General features: G+C 42.2%; 18 protein-coding genes and 2 pseudogenes. 5 read left to right on the top strand and 15 right to left on the bottom strand.

The genetic code is table 11. The features are described 5' to 3' along the window. Positions 1–158: 158 nt before the first annotated feature. Positions 159–881, top strand: coding sequence for a TorF family putative porin (locus C9I43_RS02560; protein WP_076497019.1), 723 nt, complete (start codon positions 159–161; stop codon positions 879–881). An 86-nt stretch (positions 882–967) separates the two neighbouring features. Here the strand turns inward: C9I43_RS02560 and nagP are convergent, their stop codons facing one another. From nagP to C9I43_RS02520, 8 genes are all read right to left on the bottom strand, one after another. Beyond that, entirely contained in the window at positions 968–2,266 is a 1,299-nt protein-coding gene (nagP, locus tag C9I43_RS02555) for an N-acetylglucosamine MFS transporter NagP (protein ID WP_076497078.1), read from the bottom strand. A gap of 326 nt (positions 2,267–2,592) precedes the next feature. Next, a complete protein-coding gene (gene nagX / locus C9I43_RS02550) occupies positions 2,593–3,747 on the bottom strand; it encodes a transmembrane glucosamine N-acetyltransferase NagX (protein WP_107881904.1) in 1,155 nt (384 codons plus the stop codon). 201 nt (positions 3,748–3,948) lie between these two features. Next, positions 3,949–5,085 carry an N-acetylglucosamine-6-phosphate deacetylase gene (gene nagA, locus C9I43_RS02545; RefSeq protein WP_107881902.1) on the bottom strand — a complete coding sequence of 379 codons (1,137 nt, stop codon included), beginning with the start codon at positions 5,083–5,085 and terminating at the stop codon, positions 3,949–3,951. A gap of 94 nt (positions 5,086–5,179) precedes the next feature. Then, on the bottom strand, positions 5,180–6,178 hold the full coding sequence (gene nagB-II / locus C9I43_RS02540) for a glucosamine-6-phosphate deaminase NagB-II (protein WP_076497022.1): 999 nt from the start codon (positions 6,176–6,178) through the stop codon (positions 5,180–5,182). Positions 6,179–6,224: 46 nt separating this feature from the next. Further along, positions 6,225–7,130, bottom strand: a complete 906-nt coding sequence (gene nagK, locus C9I43_RS02535; protein ID WP_076497023.1) for an N-acetylglucosamine kinase — start codon at positions 7,128–7,130, stop codon at positions 6,225–6,227. Between the two features lie 223 nt (positions 7,131–7,353). Continuing rightward, entirely contained in the window at positions 7,354–10,167 is a 2,814-nt protein-coding gene (locus C9I43_RS02530) for a beta-N-acetylhexosaminidase (RefSeq protein WP_107881900.1), read from the bottom strand. A 28-nt stretch (positions 10,168–10,195) separates the two neighbouring features. After that, on the bottom strand, positions 10,196–11,683 hold the full coding sequence (locus tag C9I43_RS02525; RefSeq protein ID WP_107881898.1) for a methyl-accepting chemotaxis protein: 1,488 nt from the start codon (positions 11,681–11,683) through the stop codon (positions 10,196–10,198). Then, a complete protein-coding gene (locus C9I43_RS02520; protein WP_107881896.1) occupies positions 11,683–12,726 on the bottom strand; it encodes a substrate-binding periplasmic protein in 1,044 nt (347 codons plus the stop codon). Before C9I43_RS02520 ends, C9I43_RS02525 begins: the two co-directional genes overlap by 1 nt. Positions 12,727–13,313: 587 nt before the next feature. Between C9I43_RS02520 and C9I43_RS02515 the strand changes: the two are divergent. After that, positions 13,314–13,589, top strand: a pseudogene (locus C9I43_RS02515) (IS4 family transposase); the annotation flags it as partial. A gap of 49 nt (positions 13,590–13,638) precedes the next feature. Here the strand turns inward: C9I43_RS02515 and C9I43_RS02510 are convergent. Beyond that, complete coding sequence (locus tag C9I43_RS02510; protein WP_107881894.1) at positions 13,639–16,287, bottom strand: TonB-dependent receptor; 2,649 nt, start codon at positions 16,285–16,287, stop codon at positions 13,639–13,641. A 423-nt stretch (positions 16,288–16,710) separates the two neighbouring features. Here C9I43_RS02510 and C9I43_RS02505 point away from each other — a divergent pair, with 423 nt between their 5' ends. Next, positions 16,711–17,730, top strand: coding sequence for a LacI family DNA-binding transcriptional regulator (locus C9I43_RS02505; RefSeq protein WP_076497027.1), 1,020 nt, complete (start codon positions 16,711–16,713; stop codon positions 17,728–17,730). A 42-nt stretch (positions 17,731–17,772) separates the two neighbouring features. Here C9I43_RS02505 and C9I43_RS02500 read toward each other — a convergent pair. Next, positions 17,773–19,061, bottom strand: a pseudogene (locus tag C9I43_RS02500) (NAD(P)/FAD-dependent oxidoreductase). A gap of 350 nt (positions 19,062–19,411) precedes the next feature. Further along, positions 19,412–19,750, bottom strand: a complete 339-nt coding sequence (locus C9I43_RS02495) for a P-II family nitrogen regulator (RefSeq protein WP_076497028.1) — start codon at positions 19,748–19,750, stop codon at positions 19,412–19,414. Between the two features lie 242 nt (positions 19,751–19,992). Here C9I43_RS02495 and C9I43_RS02490 point away from each other — a divergent pair, with 242 nt between their 5' ends. Together C9I43_RS02490 and C9I43_RS02485 are read left to right on the top strand one after the other, a co-directional pair. Next, a complete protein-coding gene (locus C9I43_RS02490) occupies positions 19,993–20,505 on the top strand; it encodes a GspH/FimT family pseudopilin (protein WP_107881893.1) in 513 nt (170 codons plus the stop codon). A gap of 121 nt (positions 20,506–20,626) precedes the next feature. After that, the gene (locus C9I43_RS02485; RefSeq protein WP_076497030.1) at positions 20,627–21,130 is read left to right on the top strand and encodes a GspH/FimT family pseudopilin; all 504 of its coding nucleotides are present in this window, start codon (positions 20,627–20,629) and stop codon (positions 21,128–21,130) included. 21 nt (positions 21,131–21,151) lie between these two features. Here C9I43_RS02485 and C9I43_RS02480 read toward each other — a convergent pair whose 3' ends face one another. The 4 genes from C9I43_RS02480 to C9I43_RS02465 are packed head-to-tail and all read right to left on the bottom strand — an operon-like array spanning position 21,152 to position 25,803. Continuing rightward, positions 21,152–21,448 carry a TapY2 family type IVa secretion system protein gene (locus tag C9I43_RS02480; protein ID WP_107881890.1) on the bottom strand — a complete coding sequence of 99 codons (297 nt, stop codon included), beginning with the start codon at positions 21,446–21,448 and terminating at the stop codon, positions 21,152–21,154. Beyond that, on the bottom strand, positions 21,445–21,840 hold the full coding sequence (locus tag C9I43_RS02475) for a type IV pilin protein (protein ID WP_107884008.1): 396 nt from the start codon (positions 21,838–21,840) through the stop codon (positions 21,445–21,447). Before C9I43_RS02475 ends, C9I43_RS02480 begins: the two co-directional genes overlap by 4 nt. A gap of 13 nt (positions 21,841–21,853) precedes the next feature. Further along, positions 21,854–25,363, bottom strand: coding sequence for a pilus assembly protein (locus C9I43_RS02470; protein ID WP_107881888.1), 3,510 nt, complete (start codon positions 25,361–25,363; stop codon positions 21,854–21,856). A gap of 2 nt (positions 25,364–25,365) precedes the next feature. Beyond that, positions 25,366–25,803 carry a pilus assembly PilX family protein gene (locus tag C9I43_RS02465; protein ID WP_076497081.1) on the bottom strand — a complete coding sequence of 146 codons (438 nt, stop codon included), beginning with the start codon at positions 25,801–25,803 and terminating at the stop codon, positions 25,366–25,368. Positions 25,804–25,816 lie beyond the last annotated feature (13 nt).

Raw genomic sequence — 25,816 nt, 5'->3', positions numbered from 1 at the left:
TAGAACGGCTAAGTTATCTTAGCGATACTCGCCATGAGGTCGCAGCAATGGGTTTCCCTAAGCTGTTGTTTGGCAAATAAACGGATGTATTGACGCCATTAACTCACCTTGGCCGCCAGTAACACGTCCGAGTCCATAAAGAAAATGGGAGAAATACCGTGCATAACAATCTGAATAAAAAACGGCTGGCACAGCTGGTTGGGCTCGCGCTAACCACCACCCTATTCTCCGGCATTGCCGCCGCCGAAGTGACTGGGGAAATTGGTGTGACTAACGATTATCGTTTCCGCGGCATATCACAAACAGCAGGCGACCCAGCCCTGCAAGGGGGTATCGATTGGAGCTTCGACTCGGGTTTCTCTGTTGGTGCTTGGGCAAGTAACGTCGATTTTGATGAGCCAGGTTATAACGGCCCAGCTATCGAATACGATTTCTATGTTGCTTATGGCGGCGAAATCAATGAAGAGCTGACCTACGATATTACTCTTAACCGTTATAACTATTCCGGTGAGAGCGATATAGGCTACTTTGAAGTTACTGCGGGCATGGATTATAAAGGCTTTCGCGTTGCCTATTGGTTCACCAATGACTACAGCGGCACTGATTTAGACTATCACTACACCGAACTTAACTACTCTTATGGATTTGTTGAGAACTGGAGCCTCGATCTGCACTACGGTTATAATGCTGGCGAAGCGTTAGATGACGGTGAAGGTTTTGATAGTTACTCAGACTACTCTGTTGGTGTATCGACTGAACTAGCAGGCTTTGGACTTTCTTTAGCTTGGTTAGGCACTGATCTTAGCGGTGACCAAAAGGTCTCTGATGGTGTATACAAAACCTCGGATACAGTGCTTGCTAGTGTGAGTTACGCGTTTTAATTATCCAAATTTATGAAGCACAACTTTGTTAACCCACTCAATAAAAAAGCCCTCATCATCGAGGGCTTTCCTTTTTACAATTCAGTTTACCAGCGACGCATTTTATGCCCTTTTACCGCGTAGAATAGAATGAACAAATAACAGGGTAACAACACCATGTAACCGCCTTGCATGCCCATGTCTGTCGCGGAGCTCATTAAGCCCCAAGACACTGGACCAAAAGCGCCACCCGCAATGCCCATAATTAATAGTGCAGAACCGGTACTGGTTAATTTGCCCATGCCAGACAAGGCAAGCGGCCACACGGCGGGCCAAACTATTGCATTAGCTAAACCAAGAAAAGCAATCATCATCAAGGTGTCAGGTAGTGCCACGCCACCAAAAGGCACTAATACGATATTAGCAATGGCGTAGGAGTTATTGTCGCCCAATAAAATGCCACATGTCAGCACTAACCCTAAAATGGCCGAAATCATCAACGCCTTAGGTTGTGAAATAAAGCGCGGAATCAGTAAGATACCCAATGTGTAACCCAGCACCATACACAACATAGTATAAGAGGTCATCACGCCGTAATGTTCAACTCCGAGTGAGAGCGCAAAGGTGCCAATCGTGTCACCAGCAATCACTTCCACGGCCACATAAACAAATAGTGCCAACACACCGAAAGCTAAATTAGGGTGAGAAAGTGCCGCTTTAAGCTGACTTTTGTCAGTATGGTCAAGGCTTTCATCTTCATTAGACAACTCTGGTAATGGCGACTTTTTCACCATCAATGCCAAAATACCGATAAAAATGGCCATTCCTAAATACGGTAACACTAAGCCATCAGCCATTTCATCAATTTGAATTTGCGTAAGTTCAGTACCAATACGGTCTTTAAAGCTGTCTAAAATCAGTGCCGAGAATACTAAAGGTGCAATAACGCCCGCACCTTTGTTCAAAATACCCATCACGCTCACACGGGCTGCGGCAGATTCTTCAGGGCCTAAACGCACCACATAAGGGTTAACCGCTGTTTGTAATAAGGTTTGGCCTGTACCCATCACCAATTGAGCAAATAGAAATAGACCAAAAATTTGCGTTTCTGCTGCAGGGATAAATAACAATCCCGCCAACATCATCACGCCCATTCCCAATGCCATGCCATTTTTATAACCGACTTTGCGAATAAGCCAGGCAGAGGGTAAAGCGGTGAATGTCACTGCGATATAAAAAGAAAATAAAATCAACGAAGCTTGGAAAGGATTAAGCTGCAATATTTGTTTTAAATACGGCATTAAAGAACCGTTCAACCACGTGGCGAATCCGAGGATGAAAAATAGAGCCGCTACAATGGCCATGGGGAGAAAGCTGCTTTTTTGCTGGCTTTTATCGAGTGTCATTTCCATAAACCTGCTTCTTATTAGTAGTTAATTATTGAGGTGATCACGGGATTAAAATTAGTTCTAAGTTCCCGAATGTCCTTATCACGACTCGTTCACAATGATGAATGTTATCACTCAAAGACGTCATTGTTTCACCGATGTTAAAACAAATAACATAAAAAGACAACGCTGTCATTTGATAAAATTCCTAGAAAAGACAGAACTACTGCTAATTTGCTTTTAGCTCAACGCTAAGGCAGTTGCGGTGCAACGTTAAGAAGCAATATAAAAAAGCCGTAGGCACTCAGTGCCTACGGCTTATTTCCATCGATTAAGCGAATAACCTAAATTTTGACAAAAATATTGCGGCGATACATCCAATATAAAACTAGCCACTGCACTGCAAGTAAACTGATAACCGCAGCTAAGGGTTGGCTATTTGCAGGCAAAGCAACCACCACACCGCCAAACACACTTTGCGCGATATATTTCCAGTCCACTAAGCTAGACGCTAAGTAAATAATAATGGCGTTAGTACCAATAACCACAAAGAAAAATGCCCATCTTTGCCACTTAAGTACGTCCACTAAGGCATAAAATATTGCCAATAAAATCATGCTCCAGCCTGAAGTCACCAATACGAATGAACTGCTCCATAGGGTTTTGTTAACGGGAATAAGTATATCCAACAGCCAACCTACAGCTAAGCAGACACCGCCTGCTGCTGCGAGTAAACCGACTTTAGCCCACTCACCTTTAGGGTGGGATTTAACAATAAAGTGACCAACAAAAACGCCTGCTAAGGCATTGGCTATGGCGGGGAGTGTTGACAATATTCCTTCAGGATCAGGCGTATAGCCTTGATAGCTTATGCCGGGTAATAAAATTGAATCAACATAGGCATTGATTGATTCCGTTGGCGAGAGCACGCCGGCCTGCCCACCTGGAAAGGGCAACCAAAGTTGCACTGCGCCATAGCCAAGCAAAATGCCCAAGGCGACGATAATTTGGGTTCGTAAACTGGTGTGCCACACCAATAACGCCGCAAAAAACCAAGCAAAAGCGATTCGACCTAACACGCTGGCATAGCGGATTTTTTCGGGATCGGCAGGCACTCCAGTACCCCAACCATGATTATATAAAATACCCAGTAACAACAATAAAAATAGCCGCTTAATTGCATGGCGATATACAGGTAATCGCTCGTTCATGGGTAGTTTATCTAAACGCTTGGGGGATAACCCTAAGGCGACACCGGAGAGGAAAATAAATAGCGGAAAAATTAAATCGTAAAATCGAAAGCCGTGCCATTGGCTATGGTGCATCTGTTCATCGCCCCATTGCCAGCCTGCCCAACCGGTTAAAATCAGCAAGCCACCAAACAGCGCCTCACCACCTAAAATCCAAAACATATCGAAACCACGAAGCGCATCAAGAGACATCAGCCTAGGTTTGTTCACTTTCTTAGCCAAGGACTTGTTTGTTTGCATTATCTCCATACCATATCCTTTTTTATTGTTATTTATAGTTTTTCAAAGTTAGGCAAAAATTAGCACCCTCTACGATTAGTGTCAGACGATATGCCTGCTGCACCATTTAGTACGGCGCCTATATAGTGCTACATCATAAAAAACTTAGCCCCTGTCATCAAAATATGACAGGGGCTAATAGTTAAGTCTGATTTTTACTAGCTGCATAACTTAACAGCGAGCATAAACGGTCTGACCTGCAATATAGTTTGCCTGCACTTTATTTTGCGCATCAAGTAATACCAGATCTGCTCTGTGCCCCGATGCTAAACGGCCAGCCTTATGATCAATTCCGAGGAACTGTGCCGGATACAAGGCCGCCATTCTTAACGCTTCAGCTAACGGTAAACCTAATAAGTTCACTGTGTTATTTACTGCGCTTGCCATATCGAGCACACAACCTGCCAATTCACCTGTTATGGCATTTAACCTGTCACCAACTCTAAGCACTTGAATACCAAAGAGCTCAAAGCTCATTTCATCGTCCATGCCAACTGGCGGCATGGCATCGGTGACTAACATTATCTTGCCTCTAGGCTTGGCGCGCAGAGCAACCTTTGCCGCAGCAGGATGCACATGGTGACCATCGACAATTAACCCACACCAAGCGGTTTCGCTCTCTATCGCCGCGCCAACCATTCCTGGCTCGCGGGAACCGAGTGGTGACATGGCGTTATAAAGGTGCGTAAAACCAGTGGCGCCTGCCGCTAATGCCGCAACAACCGTGTTGTAATCGGCATTAGAATGCCCCAAACACACCTTAACGCCTGAGGCAACAAGCGTACGAATAACCTCTGGCGACACATTCTCAGGCGCAAGCGTAACGACTTTTATCCCCAGATCTTGACGACAAAATACTGCAAGTTCAGCATCGGTGATGTCGCGAATAAAGCCCTGTGGATGCACTCCTTTTTTAGGTACAGATAAATGCGGCCCTTCAAAATGTACGCCTAAGACGCCAGCACTACCTTTTTGCAATGCCTCAGCAATAGCATCGGCAGCTTTTACCATCACACTAACGTCATCGGTAATTAAGGTAGGTAAAAATCCGGTCGTACCAAAACGTGCATGTGCTTTAGCAATCGTTTCAATACAGGCCACACTGGGATCGGCATTGAATAGTGCGCCGCCGCCACCATTAACTTGTACATCGATAAAGCCCGGCACCAATGTTCCGGCTTGGCGAATTTCTTTTGCACCTTTAACGGTATCAAAAGCCAGAATATGCCCGTCTTCAATCGTCACTGGCGCATCTTCGTGGAAATGTTCGCCATCAAAAATACGTTCAGCGATCAGGGTGATTTTCATCGCAAACCTCTTTCAATAAATAACGCGAGTGACTTGGTTAAGCCTATTCCTGCTAGGCTTAACCCCGTAAAACTCAATCTCATCAACAAGCCACTTAGAGTGTTTGGGTCACTTTTTTAAGACCCGCTGGTTGATCAGGATCGATACCGCGGGCAATCGCAACTGCGGCCACGTCGATATAAAAACGTTGTAATAACGCTAACGGTGCCACACGTGGGTGAATGTCAGTCGAGGTTTGATTTAGATGTACTAAGTCGGCGCCGCGTTGGCTCACGTTTTCAATTTGTTCGATATGGCTCGCGTAGGATTCATCGCCAATACATACATCGACGATAGTAAGTTTTTTCTCAACTAAGGTCACGGGGCCGTGGAGGAACTCGGCGCTACTAAACGCTTCAGCATGGATTGAACACACTTCTTTTAACTTAAGCGCAATTTCCTTAGAGACCGCATAACCTAAACCACGGCCGAGTACGACTAAGTTTTTTACATCTGCAACAGATTCAGCCGTGAGCTGCGGCTCAGCATCCACCGCGGTTTGCAGCGCTTGCGGTAAAGAACGTACCGCTTTGGCAAGTGATTCATTCTGCGTCCACGCAGCAGCAAGATGCAAAATAGCTGACAACGTCGCAAGATAACTTTTAGTAGCTGCAACGGCTTTTTCTTCGCCGGCACGTAAAGGTACAACTACGTCGACGATATCTTTAATCGGTGCAGTTTCATCATTGACTAAGGCAACACAAAAAGCACCGGCATTTTTTGCCATACGCGCCTGTGCCAAAATATCAGGGCTACGGCCAGATTGTGAAATCACAATCACTAACGCCCCGTCTAATTTTAACGTTTTACCATATACGCTCGCCACCGATGGTGCTGCGGCAAAGGTTGGTACACCGGTTTCAATTTCAAATAAATATTTAGCGAAAACACCCGCATGATCCGATGAACCACGGCCAACCATCATCACAAAACGAGGATTGAAAGCGCGCAGCTTTTCACCTAACTGCTGCATAATATCAACGTTAGCTTCTAACTGAGCCGCAATTTTTTGCGGTGCAGTGCGAGCTTCTTGTTCCATAATCGTGTTCGTCATGTTTTTACCTTCACGTTCAAATAGAGGATTGGGTTTCAGTAACTATTTATACTGATAACGATTTATTAAATTCTTGCTGGGCAAAATACATAGCGCCAAATTCGGGCGGGGCTAAGGTCTCTGAAATTTTGGCAACCACATCGGCACTAAGCCAAGCTTGTAACGGTTCAGCAAGACCGCCTATCATCGAAAATCGCACCGGATTGAGACTAAATAGTTTCCGTGCCATCTCACTAATGTAATCCGCGCCTTCTTGCACTATGGCTATCGCGACGGCATCACCGTCATTGGCACAATCAAGCACGTTTCTGGCTAATGCAGCGTAACAACTTGATGATTTCCCGGCTAAATTTTCAACAATACCGAGTGCATCGGTGACGTTAAAGTAATTCAGTAGCATGTCGGTTAAGCTTGTCGATACGGCAAAGCCGTCGAGCGCCAGCAACACATGTTCAGCTGCCTTTAATCCAAGCCAAGCGCCACTGCCTTTATCGCCTAATGCAAAACCATAACCACCAATACTTAAACTGGTGTCATCAACATGGGAATAACCACAAGAACCAGTGCCAGTGATAATCACCGCGCCATCGGCACCACGATGGGCACCAATACAAGCCGTATGCAGATCGGTTGTGACATACATAGCCGCAAAAGGATGCTGCCAGTTGACAACATCTTGATATAACCGAGGTACATTGACGCCTGCAAGCCCTAGCCCTGCCACCAGCAAACGACTATCGCTTTCTTTCATACCGGCATCTAGCAATGCTAAACGAGTCGACTCCTCAATGGATTCAAATGTTTGAGCAAGACCATGCAGTGGATTCGCGCGGCCAGCTACACCAGTACCTAAAACGTTGCCGTCTACAGAATAGATAGTGGCTCGACATTTACTGCCGCCTCCATCTACACCGATAAACAGCGGTTGAACTTTTGTCTGGACTAACCCCATGACACCCCTCTCATCTATCAATGCTGCGCTATCGTTGCTGATTATATGCCGTTAATACCGCACTGAACTTTAGTTAACTCAATGTTACAACAGAAATGACAGCGTTGTCATTTTGTTTTTTCATAACGTTTAAAACTCAATGTTAAGACTGAAAAAACGACCGACATAAAAATAAACAAAGCTGTATTTTATCGTTAAAATACAGCTTGGTATAAATATCGTTTTAATTAACGATTAAACTTCGGCCTTTACGAATACCATCGGCGGCAAGGGCGCGGATCTCAATCGGTGCAATAACCGCTTGTCCCGCTTGATAAGTTTGCCATTGGCCATTTAGGCTACGGTATTCAAGCTTTAGTCCTGGATACGCGATATTGGCAAACAGTTTTCCGTCACGGATCTCAGCGCCGACCGTCGGTACGCGATAATCGATACCGGCTTTATCTAGCTTAATAAACTCTTTATGCCCTAAGGTATTTGCCAGTTGTTGCCAGTCCTTTGCTTGCTCATTACGCATGGCTAACGTAAAAGCGCCTGAACTTTGGTTATAGAGCGCGCCTTGATATTGATAGGGAACTTCCCACGCGGCTTGATGCCAAGCACGCTCGGCCAACATCAATAAGCGAGGAAATATCATATATTCAGCGGTATCGTCACTGCGAACCGATTCACTCCAGAGCTGCCCTTGCAAGCCGCTAAATGATTTACCTTTCTCAATTGGACCCGATATTTTTTTACCTGCCTCATCGAGTTTGATGCGGTCATCTGCTTCAAATGGTTGATTTTGAATATCGGTCCATTGCTCCGCATTGGCGGCCAAATTATCTGGCATAAAGCTAAACACTTTATGGCTGTTAGTCGCACGGCCTGCCCAATAATAACCGTGCTCTTTGGGATCCGCCTCGTATGGAAAATCAAAATACAAGACTTCAGGATTGGATAACACCACATCCCAACCATAGTTAACTTGCCTATTCGCGTGTTCATAACCTTTATAGGCAATCACATCCCAAATATTAGACTGCACTTTAGCCGGCATGTTTTCAGGGCGAACATGGCTCATGCCATCGCTCCATCCCGCAACTTCAATGCCTTTAGCGGCAAGCATGGTAGAAATACGTTCGATAAAGTACGCACCTAACTCATCGACCGATTTAACGCCCTTATCATTTTGTGCAATAAACGCTAAGCATTGTGGTGATTGCTTCCAAGCACCTGCAGTTTCATCGGCACCAATGTGGTAGCGAGTAAGTGGTTGTCCTGCGGCTTGGTGTAACTTAGCAATTTCATCAATCACTTTTTCAACAAAGTGATAAGTCGACTCCATACAAACGTTAAGTGTATTGTCGTTGTAATACTGCACTGACGAATAGACCGTGGTGTCCTTGGGATCGGATAACAAATATTGCTCAGCTGCGGTATTTTTCCCTTCTACTTGCAACTGGCGAGCACCGGCATCTAAAGACTTCACCGCATTACTACTTGGCTTATCCACTGACGCGACCACTTGCACTTGAGTATTTGTAGTTCCCTCAACTTCCTGTGCCTGCAATTTACGAAAGCGCAATTCCATCGATTTAATTGCCGCGCGGCTGTGGCCCGGCATGTCCATCGATGGGATCACTTGGATTTGACGCGCTAAAGCGTATTGTAAAATATCGATATAATCTTGTTTGCTATAAAACCCATTTACGCTAGCGTCAGCAAAAGGACCACTACCCAGTTGTGGTAGTAAACAGGTATTTTCTTCAAGATCATGACAACGTTTGCTGCCTATATCAGTCAGCTCTGGTAAACCGTCGATTTCAAGTCGCCAGCCTTCATCATCAGCCATGTGTAAATGCAGCTTATTGAGTTTGTAAGCTGCCATTTGGTCAAGTAAATCTAGGATCAGCTGTTTACTATGGAAGTTGCGCGCCACATCTATGTGCATACCACGAAACGGATAACGCGGACTATCTTCAATCGTCATGGCATTAATATTAAGGTTTTGTACGTCCAGCAAACTCGCTAATGACGATAACGCATAGGAGTACCCCGCCGCGTCGCTTGCTGCAATCACAATACCACTTTGCTGAATGTCCAAGCGATAACTGCCTTCAGCGCCATCTTGGCTTACTAATTTCACCGCTAACCCACGGGTTGATTCAGCCACACCAAGGCGGGCTAAACGCGCCAATGCTGCAGCGACTTGAGCCGGTTGCTCTTGATTATCTTTTTGATATTCAAGCTTAATACCGGATGTCAGTGATACTGATTTATCGCTTGAATGAAGTTGTACTTTTTGTGGTGTAGGAATAATCGTATTGACTGCTAAGGCCGCATTTTCGCTTACGCTTTGGTTAGTGATAAACAGCTGCTTAGCATCCGCAGGCACTAACTTATCGGTTTCAGTACGGCGATACTGTTTCACCATGTCGGTATAGCTTTCGACATAAGGACGTAATTCTAATCTAGTTTCAGTATCCTGACTCACCTGGGTACTCGCTATGAGCACGGGGGCTAAATGCTCGGCGGCCAAGTAATAATTGGGCATGGCATCGGTTTCGGCCAATTGCCATAACTCACTACGGAATCTGAGTGTTTTTTTCACGCCTTGATTAAAGCCCGTAAAGGCAGCCGTTGGTGCAATACGATAAAGATCGCCCTTTATGTGAGTGATGGTAAATTCATTACCTTCGATTGATTGCACCGGACGCATTTGGCTGAAGTAAATCGCCCAGTCGTGGCTGGTAAGATTGACTGCTGGAACAAAATCGATTTCAGCCACAAAGCAGCGGCCATCGGCGAGTGCTTTGTTACATTGCGCATCAGGAATATTCGTCACAACACGGTAAGTGACGGATAAGGTGTCACCCAATTGCTGTAATTGAGTTTGGGTTAATACCCCAGAAGCAGAAGCTACATCAGCCTCAGCTACAGGCGAGTTTTGCGCTTGTTTGAGTGCCTGATTTACTACCTGAGCATCTGGCGCATCTGAACACGCAGTCAAACCGAATGCGACAAGTATGGCGGTCGCGGCAAATGTTTTATTCATGATTATCCTTATCTAGCTCCAGAAATGGCTACAATCTGAAAGAAGTTACTAACGTCCGTAGTCTTTCCCCTTGATGAAACAGTCGCTCGCTCGAGTGCGCTAAGTGCTCGCTATCAAGTGAGGCAGAACCTGAGACACTAGCAAGATCATTTAACGTACGAGAAATGGCTTCAGTGACACAGGTTTGTTCCTGTGCCGCATGGGAAACTTCGATGTTCATATTACTAATATTAGAGACTAAACCCGTCACTTTACTGAGTACTAACTTAATATCTTCCGAGTGATTAACCCCCTCGGTAGAGAGCAATTGGCTTGCTTGCATCACAGCGACCGTTTCGGCCACTCGGCTCTGAACCTGCTGGATCATCTTCTGGATTTCACCGGTTGCATGTTGGGTTCGGCTCGCCAGTGTACGAACTTCGTCGGCAACCACAGCAAAACCACGCCCTTGCTCACCCGCTCTTGCTGCTTCAATAGCGGCATTTAGCGCCAATAGATTGGTCTGTTCGGCAATGCTATTGATGACGACAACGACTTCATCAATCTTTTTAGTTTCTTGCTGTAACTGTGAAACAGACAATGCAGAGCGGGCTAATTCAGATGCCAGTTTGCGGGTAATATCTAACCCTAAGTCAAACTGACGCTGACTATCATCGACCGCTTTATCAGCCTGACTCGCCGCATCTGCGGTACGTTTTGCATTAGTCGCGACTTCGTTGGCACTTGCACTCAACTGAGTGACAGCCGTGACTGCAGCCTCGGTTTCTTTTAATTGAGTCTGCACACGTTCATTGTTAGTTTGCGACAGTGAGCCCAGCGCTTTAGCATCACCCAGCAATTGCCCCGAGGTTTCATGCACTCTAGAAATAGTGCCATGGATTTGCTCGACAAAACTATTAAATGCCTTGGCAAGCTGGCCTATTTCATCCTGACTCTGAACCGGCAGCCGGCGGCCTAAATCGCCATCACCGCTGGCAATGTCTTGCATAGCACGGACAATATTCTCCAGTGGATTAATCACTAAACGTTTAAGAATAATGAAGATAACAAGTAAACTCCCCCCGAGAATTAACAATGCTTGTAAGAAATAACCTAAGAGTAAATCTGATAGCTGAGCACGAATTGGCAACATAGAAAACTGAATGGCCAATTGGCCTGTTGGATTACCTTGATCTGCAAATTGAATTTCACGTTTCCTCAGGTATTTATTAACCACAGTCTGAGCCTGTTGCCCCTCGGCTAACACTTTACCCCGATGGTCGCTGACGACAATATGATAAACCTGCGCAGATTTAAGCATCACGGATAATACGGCTTGGATTTGTTTATCATCATAGGTGAAAATGGGCTGCGCCATAGTTACCTGCAAACTTGCGACAGTATTTTGTTCAAACTCAGTTTCATTGGCAGCTAATTTATCACTCGCCAACCAGTACGATGCACCAAACAGCACGCCAACAATCATAAAAATTGCTACCGCTAAGCCAACCTGCACTTTTAAGGCTAATGTTTTCATTATTTTGTACCTTGCATACTAAAAAGATCTAACCACAATTCTTTGCGTTCTATAGGCGTTAACGGGCTTAAATCTGGCGTATCGAGACGGATAATGACGCGTTGCTCAAACTTAGCCTCACGGTACAGTTGCTCAATTTTCAGCTCGCGATTGAACATCTCATCGAAGGAACCATCGAGGATCATACTTTCAAGCCCAGCCAAAATAGCTGCAGCAAGTTCGGGACGCTTAGGAGAAACAAAGAAATAAGCTGGCGAGCGATATTGCAGCAGAATATGGCTATCGATTTTAAGTGCGGAGTCGGGGTGACTTGCGAGTTCTTCGCCAACTTCCTGCGCACCCAAAGCAAGATAATCAAAACGCCCGCCTTCTAACATGGGGTATAAATTGGTGTACTGATAACTCGTTACCAAGGGGATTTTATTGGCTTCTAGAATCGAAGCATCGGGCCAATAACGATTTTGTCCTGCCTTTAACTGCTTAAAATCTACCATAGTTTTTACATTGGCAAATCGTGCCTCATCTGATTTGCGGATAATAAGTAATCGATTACCGAGTAACCCTTTAAACAATGGAATACGCACGGGTAGCACTGTTTGTTCTAATTCTTTTGAAGTCATGCTCCAAAACACATCAACCGTCCCCGCCAAAGCCTCTTCGACTTTGCGTTTTTGATTCATTTGAGTCGACATTTGCTGCACTTGGTAAGTGCTATCGGAGCGGCGCAATGCTTCTTTAAGCAAATTTAACTGCCAAGTCTGCTGTATGGTTGTAACAATTATTTTTGATACTGATGACTGAATGCTAGAAGCAGTTAACTGAGTAGAATCTGAGTTAGAGGCAACATAACTTGGGGTTGTGACGGCTGCCAGCACACTAAATGATGAAAGCGTTGAGAGCCCAGTCAATGCCGTAATAAAAAGTGACCAGTAAACTGTTCGCTTAATAATGGAGAGTTTGGTGGACAGTTCGATGACAAGGCCAATGACTCTCGTGATTTCCGTTGTCATGATTCGCATAGCAACGGTTAAATAAATCGCCATAAATTGCAGTCTCTTTTTATTATCTGGTTTTTACCAGTGAGTTTTATTTATCTATGTCGTTAATGTTCAATGCTGAGGTAAGAAGTTGAGTAATGCAGTAAAAAAACATGCTAAAAAAATGGCTAGGCACTGTTTTCAGTACCCAGCCAACGCTAGTTTCTGGGGGAGATACTATCAAAAATATAAAAAATAAAGGTATTACCAAGCTGTAATACTTTTATCAAAACATGATAAGGAGACCTCATCCTTGTCACGCAGACCTTACAAACAACGCTATCACACAAGCGAATGACAACGCTGTCATTGGTAAGTTACACAAAAACAAACATGATTGCTACACATTTTTGACAATTAAAGCGATTTATTAGCTAATTAATATTAATCAATGATGTACGTATAAACTTTAGCACTTCTATCTTCCATTAATGCTTCCTCTGTCAGCAATTGAAAGCCCAGAATTCTCACTTTTACGCACTGCAGTAGCACACTCCGATTAGAATTAGATAAACGTTAATGTTTAATATGATGTTCAATAACACCAAAAGAGCCAGAGCACGTTAGGTGACCAAATTCACTATGCTATTTCAAATCTCATTCGATATAAGGTGTTACTGATAGCTAAAAGCTTGCCATCGGCCTATCCCACTCAATTGAATCTCCGCAATACTGCGAGCCATATCATCTTTACACTGACACAGCTGCCATCACAAACGCAGGGCAATGTCCAAGAGATATTAGGTATAGAACGAAATGTGCGGCAATTTAAGTTGGATGGTAAACGGGAAAGGGCTTATCCACGAGTCCTTAAAATAAGTAACAATAAGCACTCGGTTAGGCTAAAGAAAAATGCCGTTCACTGTTAAGTGAACGGCATTACTAGCAACGCTAGGCTTTTAATTTAACAAATTAAATTTAGAAACGTAATGCGATACCAACCTTGTAGCGAGCTTCACCGTCGAAGCTCCATACTGGGTAATTATCTTTAAACTCACTGATAACGCCCTCGGCATCTACGGGTGATACGCCTTTCTGCACACTATCTTCTTCAAGTAAATTAACTACTTCAAACGTAAGAGCTAAATAGTCAGTTATGTTGTAGTTAGCACTTAAATCTAAGGTGCCATAGGCTTGATGTTCACGGTTACCATAGAAACCTGGTAATTCACGCATCATATATTCTGAACGCCAGTTATAAGCTACACGAGCAGAGAAATCATCCATTTCATAGTAGCTGACTAAGTTAACGGTATGCTTAGATGAGTCAGAGAATACACCCACACGATCAGGGTAGTTTTCTGCTGGTGAAGTTGCATCAGCAAATGTGTAGTTAACTGAATAGCCTAAACCATTATCGAATGAATCTTGTAACTGCAGTTCGATACCATCAATTGAACCACCGTTAGCATTATAGTTTTCACTGACAGTCCAGCAATCGTAAACGCCTACGCCACATGAACTGCCACCTGCAATCACTAAGCTAGGATCTTCAATACCGATTTGTTGATTCAAACTTTCTCTTGTAGAGATAAATGAACTGACATCTTTAATAAAGTAAGTCGCAGCGAATAAACCCTCACCACTAAAATACCATTCTAAGCTCACATCAGCTTGTGAGGCTTTAAAAGGTTGTAAGTTAACACTGCCAGTTACTTTCTTTTCGTTACCAGGTGTACCATCATTTAAACCAGGTAATTTAGACGTTGCGAATAAATCAGCATAGTTTGGACGTGAAATAACTTGAGATGCCGACGTTCTTAAAATTAAATCACTGGCAAGGTCAAATGCAATATTCACACTCGGCAACACATCGTTATAACTTGCTTTGTCAGTGCTTAAACCGTCTGCATAAGTGCCTGTTGGGCTAAATGCATAGTAGTCAGACTCAACATCAGTAGAAATATATCTTAAACCGAAGTTACCACGCACTCCTTCACCGGCGAATGTCGCCATGGTATACAGTGCCAAGTTTTTCTCTTGGAGTGTGCCATACCCAGACTTATCAAGAGTGAAACCATCAACCGCGGCATAAGCATCGTTGATCATATTGTCAAAAATAGGTTTAGGCAGTGTAAAACCTGCGCCAGATGACATGGTGCCTGAATAGTAGGCTGACGCATCTTTAGCTACTATGCCAGATGATTGTGCCGCTTCAGTGGTTTGAGAGACATCATGATCGGCATAACTAATACCTGATTTAATTGAGGTAATAACGCCAAATTCTACCGGGATAGTAATATCGAATGTAGCAAATGATTCTTCATCTGTATTTGGTTGCTTTTTAAGCGCCCAACCTTGGGTATCTAACTGACCATTAAAATCACTAGCATCAAATGAGTTGTTGGCAATATTAATATCAATTACATCACCAGTAGCATCATAGATACCTGCAAAATCTTCAGGCTTACCAATAGATTGACCATAGTTAGCCGTCAGATCTGTTCCGCCTTCGGCTTTAGTTTTGCCGATACGACCTTCTAACTTATAGGTATCAGCTTGATAGGCAAAGTCCAGATCAATGGTGTCAGAAGACATGCTAGCTTTACGAGCCCATGTTTGAGCAAAAGCAAATCCATCTTTACCAGTGTGTTCAACTAACGTACACACACCTGCCGCATTGGTCTTCAGACAAGTATTTTCACCTTGCTGAGTTGGGAACAAGAAAATAGAGGTGTTAGCATTGTTTGCATCAAGCTGAAGGCTCATTACATTCAAACCAAACTCAAGATTATCAGTTGGTCGATATTGGAATGCCGCGTTGATCGCTGTACGCTCACGATCTTGCTGGAATGTGGTAGGGACTATCTCTCCCCAACTGAGCAAAGACTCAATACCGTTACGCTGGTATTCAGTTTTATCAAGTGAACCCGCAATTAGAAAACCGAATTTTTCGTCTTCAGTTTTCCAGCTATATAAACCAGAGGTCTGTGGATCTATTTCTTCAGAAACCGTGCCATAGTCGCCTTTAGCGCTTAAGAACATAGAGTTTGCATCTAAATCTAGCGGTTTACGGGTTTTAACGATAACCGTACCACCAATACCACCTTCAGCAATATCAGCTTGAGACGATTTATAAACTTGAATACCACCGACCATTTCTGGTGGGAGTAAGCTGTAGTTAAAACTACGGTCAATCGCTTGTTGATCAAACCATCCCGTAGAAGCTACTGAGTGACCGTTTAGTAACGTGCTAGTTAACTGACTAGAGGCGCCACGAATAGATACTTGCTGGCCTTGACCAAACTGACGATTTACCGCGACACCAGGAATTCGACCTAATGATTCACCAACGTCTCCATCAGGAAACTTACCAATATCTTCAGCCGTTACCGCATCAACGACAGCATCAGAAAAGCGCTTATCATTAACTGAAGCCTTCATTGAAGCTCGCATACCACGAACTTCAATTTTTTCTATATTTTCAGATGCAGCGACAGTGGCTGCGGCATCAGCAGTGACCGTTGTCGCAGCATCTGCAGCGACAGCGCTGATGGATACAGCACTGCCAAGTAAAATAGCAATATTTGTAGCTAATACACTTTTCTTAAAGGTTAATGGTCGCATCTTGTTTCCCTTCCATAACTTATTATCGTTTTAGTATTCATAACCATTCCCCAAGGAATGACAACGCTGTCATGTCTGGAGCAAACATTACACAATAATCAACACTCTTGCCACAACAAAATAACAGTAACCACAAAAAAATGTCGCCAACTTAAAATAATGATGACCATTAAAACTAAAAATGATTATAAAACATATCGTTATGTCTGACGGTGTAAATTTACAACTTATTGCATCGTTGTAACATTCACAAAAAACGCTAATTTGTAACAATTCAAGATTGCTAAGCACTATAAAAGCTCGCACTATAAGGGTATAAATAAAAAATACAGATAATAAATGTCAGCTTGTAAATGACGAGTGAAGGATTTCCGTTCATTAAGCAGCTAATACCTTCACGACCTTATAAAGAGTTTTACATCAATGAAAGTCACTATCAACGACGTAGCTAAACATGCAGGAGTGTCTATCAAGACGGTATCCCGTGTGACCAATAACGAACCTTCAGTAAAACAAGCCACCGTTGAGAAAGTGAATGAGGCAATAAAAGCACTCCATTACCAGCCAAATTTAGCAGCAAGAAATCTCGCAGGAAATAAATCCTATGCTATTGGTTTTATTTACGATAACCCGAATGCATATTATATTATTGACATGCAAAATGGGATTTTAGAGGCATGTAAGAGTAAAGGCTACGAACTGGTTATTCACCCTTGCAATGCAAAATCGGAGACGATTTGTGATGAGCTTACAGCGCTGGTCAAATACTCTAGGCTGGCAGGACTCGTACTAACGCCACCTCTTTCAGAAGATCCTAAAGTGCTTAAAGCACTGACAGAAATTGATGCTCATTATGTGCGGATCATCGCGGGGGAAAAAGATAATGACTCAAATGGACTCACTATTTTAGTCAACGACAAATTTGGTGCGATTGAAATAACTCAACACTTAATTGATTTAGGCCACAAACACATCGCATTTTTAAGCGGTGATTTACATCATAAATCAACCAAAGAGCGATTACTCGGTTTTAAACAAGCATTAACAAACAACGGCTTAAAATTGGATAAAAACTACATAATTGAAGGAAAGTATTCATTTGAGTCTGGTGTCGATGGTGCAAACCAATTAATTAAACAAAAAAATCGTCCCACTGCCATCGTAGCTTGTAATGATGAAATTGCCGCTGGTGCACTTTTTGCTGCCCGTTTGGCAGGTTTAGATATACCGACTGACTTATCCATTGTAGGTTTTGAAGATAGCCCATTCTCACGTCAAACTTGGCCAAAGTTAACTACTGTTCACCAGCCGAATGCTGAAATTGCTCAAGTTGCCACTGAGTTATTAATTGCCAAACGTCGCGAGCATAGTGCAACAAATTCTAAAACTTTTACCCCAGAACCTGTTATTCGTGATTCATCGACTATACCCAAACAAAAATAGAGAGCTATTGCTCTCTATTTTTGTTGCTCAAATTCACAACGATTAATGTAACTTAAGCTTTGGTCGCTGCCATTTTAATAATTTTTGTGCAATACGATAGACAATAGCAGAAAACCAACCATAAAGACTCGCTAAGTGCCTTTGATATAAAGAAATATACATCAACCTAGCAAGATGCCCCTCAACGAATAAATCGCCTGAACGCAAATTCCCCATCAAATTACCTACTGCCGAAAAACGACTTAAAGAAACGAGCGAGCCGTAATCTTTATAAATAAACGCTTTTTCGGGTTTATCTTGTAAACGGTTAACAATATTACCAAATAAAGTATCAGCCATCTGTGCAGCAGCCTGAGCTCTAGGGGTACCGGTTTGCCAGAGTCTTGGATTAATAGTGCGCAATCACCTAAAGCATAAATATCTTGTTGCCCCTTAACGCGCATACAAGTATCTACTTCGATTTGATTACGTGAGGTTATTGGGAGTTTAGTGAAATTCTGAAATGCTTTTGGCCCTTTCACACCAGCAGCCCATACTTTCAAACCAGCCTTAATGATATCACCATCTTGCGTAACAAAGCCGTCATGCGTCACCTCTTTAACCTGTACCCCAATATGCAAACGGATCCCGATTTTATCCAAGACAGCCTGAGCCCTAGCACTAACACGTTCAGGTAATTGAGGTAGTATTTTCGATGACGCTTCAATTAAATGCACCTCGAGATGATGTTTGGCTATATTTAGGTAACCATATTCCTTAACAGACTCAATTACATGGTGTAGTTCAGCCGCTAATTCGACACCTGTTGCGCCAGCGCCCACAATACCTATGCTAACTCTTTCCTGCGTTTCGTTTAATTGGAGTAATGCATCAAGTAATTTATGGTGAAATAAGTTAGCATTTTCAAGATTGTCTAAGAATATGCAGTGCTCATCAGCGCCTAAGGTATTGAAACTATTTGATACTCCACCTAATGCGAGCACTAAAATATCATAATCAATTTGGCGCGGAGCTAAAAGTAACTCACCATCATCATTATAGACCGCTGCTAACTGAATTGATTTGGTATCAGGGTCACACAGCTCTATCTCGCCGCGAATATAGCGATAGCCATTTTTAAGTCCGTGATCACGATAGAGTAACCCTTCAATTGATTGATCTATTACGCCAACAGCGACTTCATGTAACTTAGGTTTCCATATATGAATAGGACTTTTGTCAATTAAGCACACATCGACGACATCACTGCCACCCCATTTACGGCCCAACTTAGAAGCAAGTGCTAGGCCAGCTGCCCCGCCACCCACAATCACTATTCTTTTTGTAGCCAAAATTACAACCTCGTAGAGCATATTTACGTAGCTAAGTTATATCATGTAACAGATAAGAGATAACTACATTAGTCGCGTAATATTGAGGGATTGCCATTAAAGATAGTTCAGAAACTAAATGATTAAACTGGATTATCGTCCACAATAAAAATCAAAGAGGGCTAAAATCTTCAGTGCCACCATATGAACGAGTGTTTTTCGTACAGAGTGAAGCATGTATGCCCAATACTTGATATTCCAGCCATAAAATTGGTTATCAACTGAACTTAGTATGAGTATGATTTACCCATATTTAGGTTGAAAAACGCTCGCGCTAACACTCAGCAAAGATCCAATCGTATCAAAGCAGGCTATACCGCTTCTTCGTTCTCTTCACCGGTTCTAATTCGGATAACTCGCTCAACATCAGTCACAAAAATTTTACCGTCACCAATTTTCCCAGTACGTGCAATTTCAACAATGACATCAATTGCTTGCTCAAGTAGTTCATCTTGGATCACTAATTCAATTTTAACTTTAGGCAAAAAATCCACCATATACTCAGCACCACGGTAGAGTTCAGTATGACCTTTCTGACGACCAAAGCCTTTAACTTCGAGCACTGTCATGCCAGTTATGCCTATTTCTGCAAGTGATTCGCGCACGTCATCTAATTTAAATGGTTTAATAATAGCTTCAACTTTTTTCATCAGAATCTCTCATATCTTGCATTAATATAAATAAACAGAATAACGCTAGCTTACACGGGGTGAGGATAATGTTGAAGCTAATGTGATGCTTAGCGCATAAAACACAGTTTCTACAATATTGCTGTTAGTCCATAACAATCTAAAAAAAGTGCCTTACTTTTAGTATCTGATTTTATACTTACATTCTTGATCTATTATTAACTCGCTCGCAGGATGCCAGCGTATGAATAACAAGGAAGTGTATGAAAACTCACAAGCAAGGTTTTAGCCTCATTGAACTTATCATTACACTATCTGTATCAGCAATTTTACTGGCGATTGGAGTGCCGTCATTAACTGATTTCTATACAAACTATAGAGCTGATAGCAGTATACGTATTATCCAGCAAACACTGCAATTAGCGCGTAACCAAGCTATTTCTTATAATAAAAAAGTTACCGTTTGCGCTATTATTGACGAAAAGTGCGACTCTAACTGGCAGGTCGGATTAACCGTCTTCATTGATACTAACAATAATAGTCAACTCGATAGTAATGATAAAAAACTGTACACAACAAACGCATTCCACTCAAAAGACATTGTCCAATACAATCGAACTACAATTCGTTTCCAGCCAGATGGCTTAGCGTCAGGCACTAATGGAACACTAAAATATTGCCCATTATCTGTAACAAATCCTTACTCTAGAGCTATTATTGTCAATCAGGCAGGTAGGGTACGTTTTTCCACAGAAAACAACATAAAATGTAGTTAGTAAGAATAATGAGTAAAGCATCACTAAATTACATGATTAGGAGTTAGATTCGGTTCAATTATACTGAAACTGATATGATTCTCGCTTATACTTTACAGAATATAAGTAAGGATTAAAAATTATGCGCGATAAAAAAAAAGCCTTTACCTTAGTAGAGTTAATGGTCACGATTGCAATTGCTGCCATATTATTAACTATCGGGGTTCCGTCACTCATATCTATGTATGAAGGCTTTAGAGCAAATAGTAACATTGAAAAAATACATGACATTATGGCTTTTGCTCGAAACCAAGCGATAAACTATGGTGCTACCGTTAATGTCTGTCCATTTGCTAGCGTTTCTTCATGTGGAACAAACTGGAATAATGGTATTAGAGTTTATATTGGCGCCACTAACAATTTACGTTCTATAGATAGCTTTAATACTAATGATAGCGTTAAAGGACCTGCAAAAATTGCAGCTAACAATAAAAATGGCGAACACATAACGTTTTCACCCGATGGTCTTTCCTCCGGAGGGGCTTTTATTTACTGCCCAGATGGAAAAGCATCTGGTTCTCGTAGCATTAACATATCACCATCAGGGCTAATAAAGTTTGGAGCAAAAGATATGGGGTGCACCTAAATAATACTTATATTTCAAATGCTACCTCAATGTTTGCAGATCTAGTTTTTTTGCGGTAGTTGAAACAAACTCCTTATCCATGGTGATACATTCATCAACAGTTTTAACAAAATACTTTTTATTCATTCGATCTGTTAATTGTGTTGCTGGTAATGCTGCCATATGTCGGCGCACATTTTTATCTTTCCATTTAAAAAACACGATATACTCATTACCATATGAAGATTTAATATAGCACTTATAATCTTGAGCACTTTCAGCTGCACTACAATTAAACCCGATTAATGCTGCAAAAATACCATATATTAACTTATTCATTTCCAACACTCCTCTGACGGCCCTTTTACTCCATCACTAGTCAATGTAATAGTTGGACAAGCTGTGGCATCTCGAGATGCTTGGATACCTATTGCCGTTGCTGTCACTGTTGTCGTTGTTGTTCCAGTTGACGTTACACTGTAGTGTCCATGTTCAGTAATAAACGGACTTTTATCTAGTCCTAATTTAGTCATATCGGTTGTATAAGTACGATTATCTAAATAATACTGCTCCTGCAAATTAGCAACTCGCATCACTGCAGCTACGCCTTCAGAACGCGCACTTTTAATGACATACTGCGTATAAGAAGGATAGGCAATAGAAGCAAGAATACCGACTATAACAACCGTAATCATTACCTCTATCAACGTAAAACCTTTATTTTCTTTCATACTCTCATCTACATTAATTATCATCTATATGGTAATAAATTTTGTTGACCCCTAATCCTGAGCCTACATTTATTGTTCCGCTATATTCACCATCATCTCGCTTCTCACCTTTTCCAACACCAATAATATAAATATACGGGTCCTTTCCTGATTCAGGAGTGGGAATGACTATTTGCGGTGTATCCGGAACCCGTTCACCTAATTCGTAATACACACTGGTGAGTGTACGAGTGCCTTTATGCAAATCAAAAACGTACAGTCGACCTAAACCAGAAACTGTACATACTGTGTCTGATACTGACTGAGATGGAGGAACAAATGACGTAAAGTAAACTTTCCCGTCAACGATTAAACTGGCCGTTAGACTTTTTTCTCCCGCGGTTGGATAGTCATAATACCACCCTAGCTTCTTACCAAATGCGATGTTTTCAGTCTCCGTTTTCGGAGGTGCTGCAGTTACATTATACAAATTACCCAGCGTAATCGCTGCTGGTGCTACTGGATTACCACTACCGCCATAACTCTTAGTGATAACATTACGATCCTGAAGTACATAGTACATATCTTCAGTTGATTTAGATAAGGGTGTTGGCCTATTGCCGCTACCGATGGCAATGGCATCATAAGGAACATTCTGATAGTTTTTAGTCACTGTCTTTGCACCACTGGGATCAACAACGGACACTTCAGAAATATTATTAAATGTAGTTTGAGCAACCACTGGTTCGGCAAAAAAACGTCTATCAGCGGCTAAGTCTCCACCTAATGAAGCAAATTTGTAGGCGGTCCAAGTCTTATCATCCTCGCTAGGTAAATCCATACGCCAAACATTACCACCAGTATCTGTCGCATAAATTCGGTCAGTAACACCGTCATTGTTACTATCCAAAACCGCAACAGCATTAGGTATACTGTCAATAATTCCAGGTAACACGGTAGCGTTCGTGCCTGCTGAAGGGCCAAATGTGTGCAATAAAGTCCCTAACTTTGCATCAACGATATAAACATTTCTTCCTGAAGGAGTGCCTGACGGAGTTGAGTCGTAGCTAACATCGTATCCACCACCAAAAATAAGTACGGGTGTGCTATGCCCAGGAATTAAGGTAATAATTGGTTCAGCCCATGTTTGTCCTAATTCAGAAAACCCAGGTGTTTCAGGATTTATAGCCCACATTAAGCTAGGAGTATCTGGCGACGTTACATTTAATGCATAATACGAAGAGCCACCCCGTCTCATTCCAGCAAAAACCCAAACATCACTTGGCTTAGTACCATCAATACTGCTTTTTACATAAGCGACAGGAGATGCATCCATACCATATACGTAATGACCGCCAGGTAAGTTTTCACGTAATATTGGTACGTTCGGTAGTAGTTCATAGGGCATAAATGCCCATGTTTCATCAACACTCACTCCTGAGTCTTTAAACATATGCAAGAGCCCGTGGTTAGTTCCTAAGAGAACTCTAATATCAGGGGCTGCACTCGTTCCAAAATTAATTGCTAGTGGTTTAGAATGTAATGGATCTCCCATAATATCTTTACGTTTGTCTGTGGTGCTGTTATCCCCATCTTCATCGTCCACATCTACACCCAATAGCCATTTGAATGTAGCATCAAGTTCAGTTTCATCAATACTCATATAAGCAGCTAAATTTGCCTTACTGCCATTGGCGGCATTAGCAATGGTAAGCTCTTCGAGTCCATTACCGCTGGCGGTATTACTTAATACCTTTCGTTTAGTAAGCCCTTCCAGCATTTGTGTTACGCCACCGATTTCAACTTGATTACCATCGGTACCGCCACTGCAATTAGTCCAAAACGTACAGGCTTCTTTCTTAATATTACCATTGTCACCAATGGCGATACTTCCTTTAGCATCGACCAATGTTCCGCTAGAATTCACTTTTAACTTTTTAAGATTACCAGTCCACCGTGGTCCTTTACCGGGTAAAAACATCGCATAATATGCAGAATCAAAGGTTTGAGTGCGATCGAAGTTATTACTTGCAATACTGGGTGAGGTAAAACTTGAATCGATCTCTAAAATTGAGCTCAATGCATCCGACAATGCATTCGTTAACTGTAAGCTATCTTGCGCCGCAAAATATTTACCGCCCCCACGCTTTGCCGTCTCAATCAGTAAAGGTGCAGCATCGTCAGCACCAGAGCTAAAACCAATTGTAAAAGTTCTCACATTTTGTAGTGGATTATCACCATTATCATCATTTTTATTAACTAAATCATTCTGATACATATAACTAGCTAACGCCGGAAGATAATTACTTTCGTACTGACCACCAGCATTTTTAGCTGATACAGCAGTATAATTTCCTAGTTTATTAGCCTTAGAAGTAATACTCACTATTGAAGTGTTTGCAGCATTATCATAATTTGGCGCACCATCGGTTATATAAATAACATACGCCATATCAGTACAGATTTTAAGCGGAGACATATAGTTTGAACCAGACTCGACACTTTTATCCCAGCTAGGACTATTGCTATCTTGGTGGCCAAACATTATCGCCCCACCCGATAAGTATCGATATGCCTCAAATAATGTCTCACACAATGGTGTGTTTGTTTCGGGATTTAATAGATTTATTTTTGTTAATATATTATTTCTCGCAGCAATCCCTGGAGTCGTACCCGGACTCATGTCTCGAATACCCGACACGATTCGTCCACCATCTTTTCCTGAAGAATTATTATTAGTGTTAAATACTGCTAAGCCAAAATCAACTGAGGGTGTAGTTTTAATTACATCAGAAATCGATTTTTTTGCAATATCAATACGTTTCTTTGAAACGATTGGAATAATGCCATCCTTAAGTTTTTTGTACCATAAAAGATAGTTTTCAGAGTAAAGAGTTACCGAGCCTAATTTGCTTATATCCGTTTTTTTAGCAGTCTTTATAGCCGCCGCCCAACCATTATTTGATGGGCTAGAGACATGAGTATAAGGAGTACTTGAAGAACCATCCTTGGGAAAACCTGAGTTACCGTAGTCGCTCGAGTTTATTGGGTCTTCTGCAGTTATATCTTCCAAACAATCTATATGTCTTTTCGTAGTTAAACCTTGATTAGTTCTAAGACTGCCCCAATTTTTAGAGTAGTGTTCACCTACACGCCCTTTAAAAAAACCAATATCAGCTAAAGGCGTCCAACTCTGGTGACAACCATTATATTTGCTATAAAAACGCTGGTTTGAACTTAACAATGACTCAAGGTTAGCACTCGAGCTCGTTGAGAAATAAACAATATTTTTTATGCCAGAGCCGGAATAATCTTTTGATGGGTTATAGTCAGAATCATAGTCCACTGGGGGAATGAAATCAGGATCAGGGACATTCTCCTTCGTATCCATACTGCCAGAGTTATCAAATATAATCAGCACCTTAGGGCGTGCGCCGGCATCAGTAGCAGTTTCAAATACATAGAGTTCAGTGTCATCGCCATGTGATTGACTTGATATACCAATCAAAACAAACACACAGATAAAGGTTAATATTTTCAACATTTTTAGCTCCCAGTAAGCACTTCTTGCTCAATACCTGCAACAACTTCTAATTGGCCTAAGCTTTCTCGACCAAATGCTCTAACACTTTCGACTTCAAGCCGACGACAGCTAATTAAATTGGCACCATTTGCTTTACTACTACGTTGGCAACTAACATCTTTTACCGTCCCATCCCATGGCATTGGCACTAAAAGTTGTTTCCCACCAAGCAAACTATCTGGCTGAGAAACCATCATATTGGCAAATGCTGCACCTTTATATTTATTAATGACGCTATCTAGCGCACCGTTAGCAATTGCATTAGCCTCAATACGTTCAGCACCTGCACCTGCCATTCGCAGCGACTGTGTGGAATTTACGGCTAAAGCCACGCCAATTAAAGTCATTAGAATCAATACTATCAAGGCAAAGAATAGCACCACTCCTTTTTGATTTTTCATTGATTTATTTTTC

Origin of the sequence: Shewanella morhuae, from assembly GCF_003028295.1 — a bacterium.
GTDB classification, from domain to species: Bacteria; Pseudomonadota; Gammaproteobacteria; order Enterobacterales; family Shewanellaceae; genus Shewanella; species Shewanella morhuae.
This window is presented reverse-complemented; position numbering and strand designations above follow the sequence as displayed.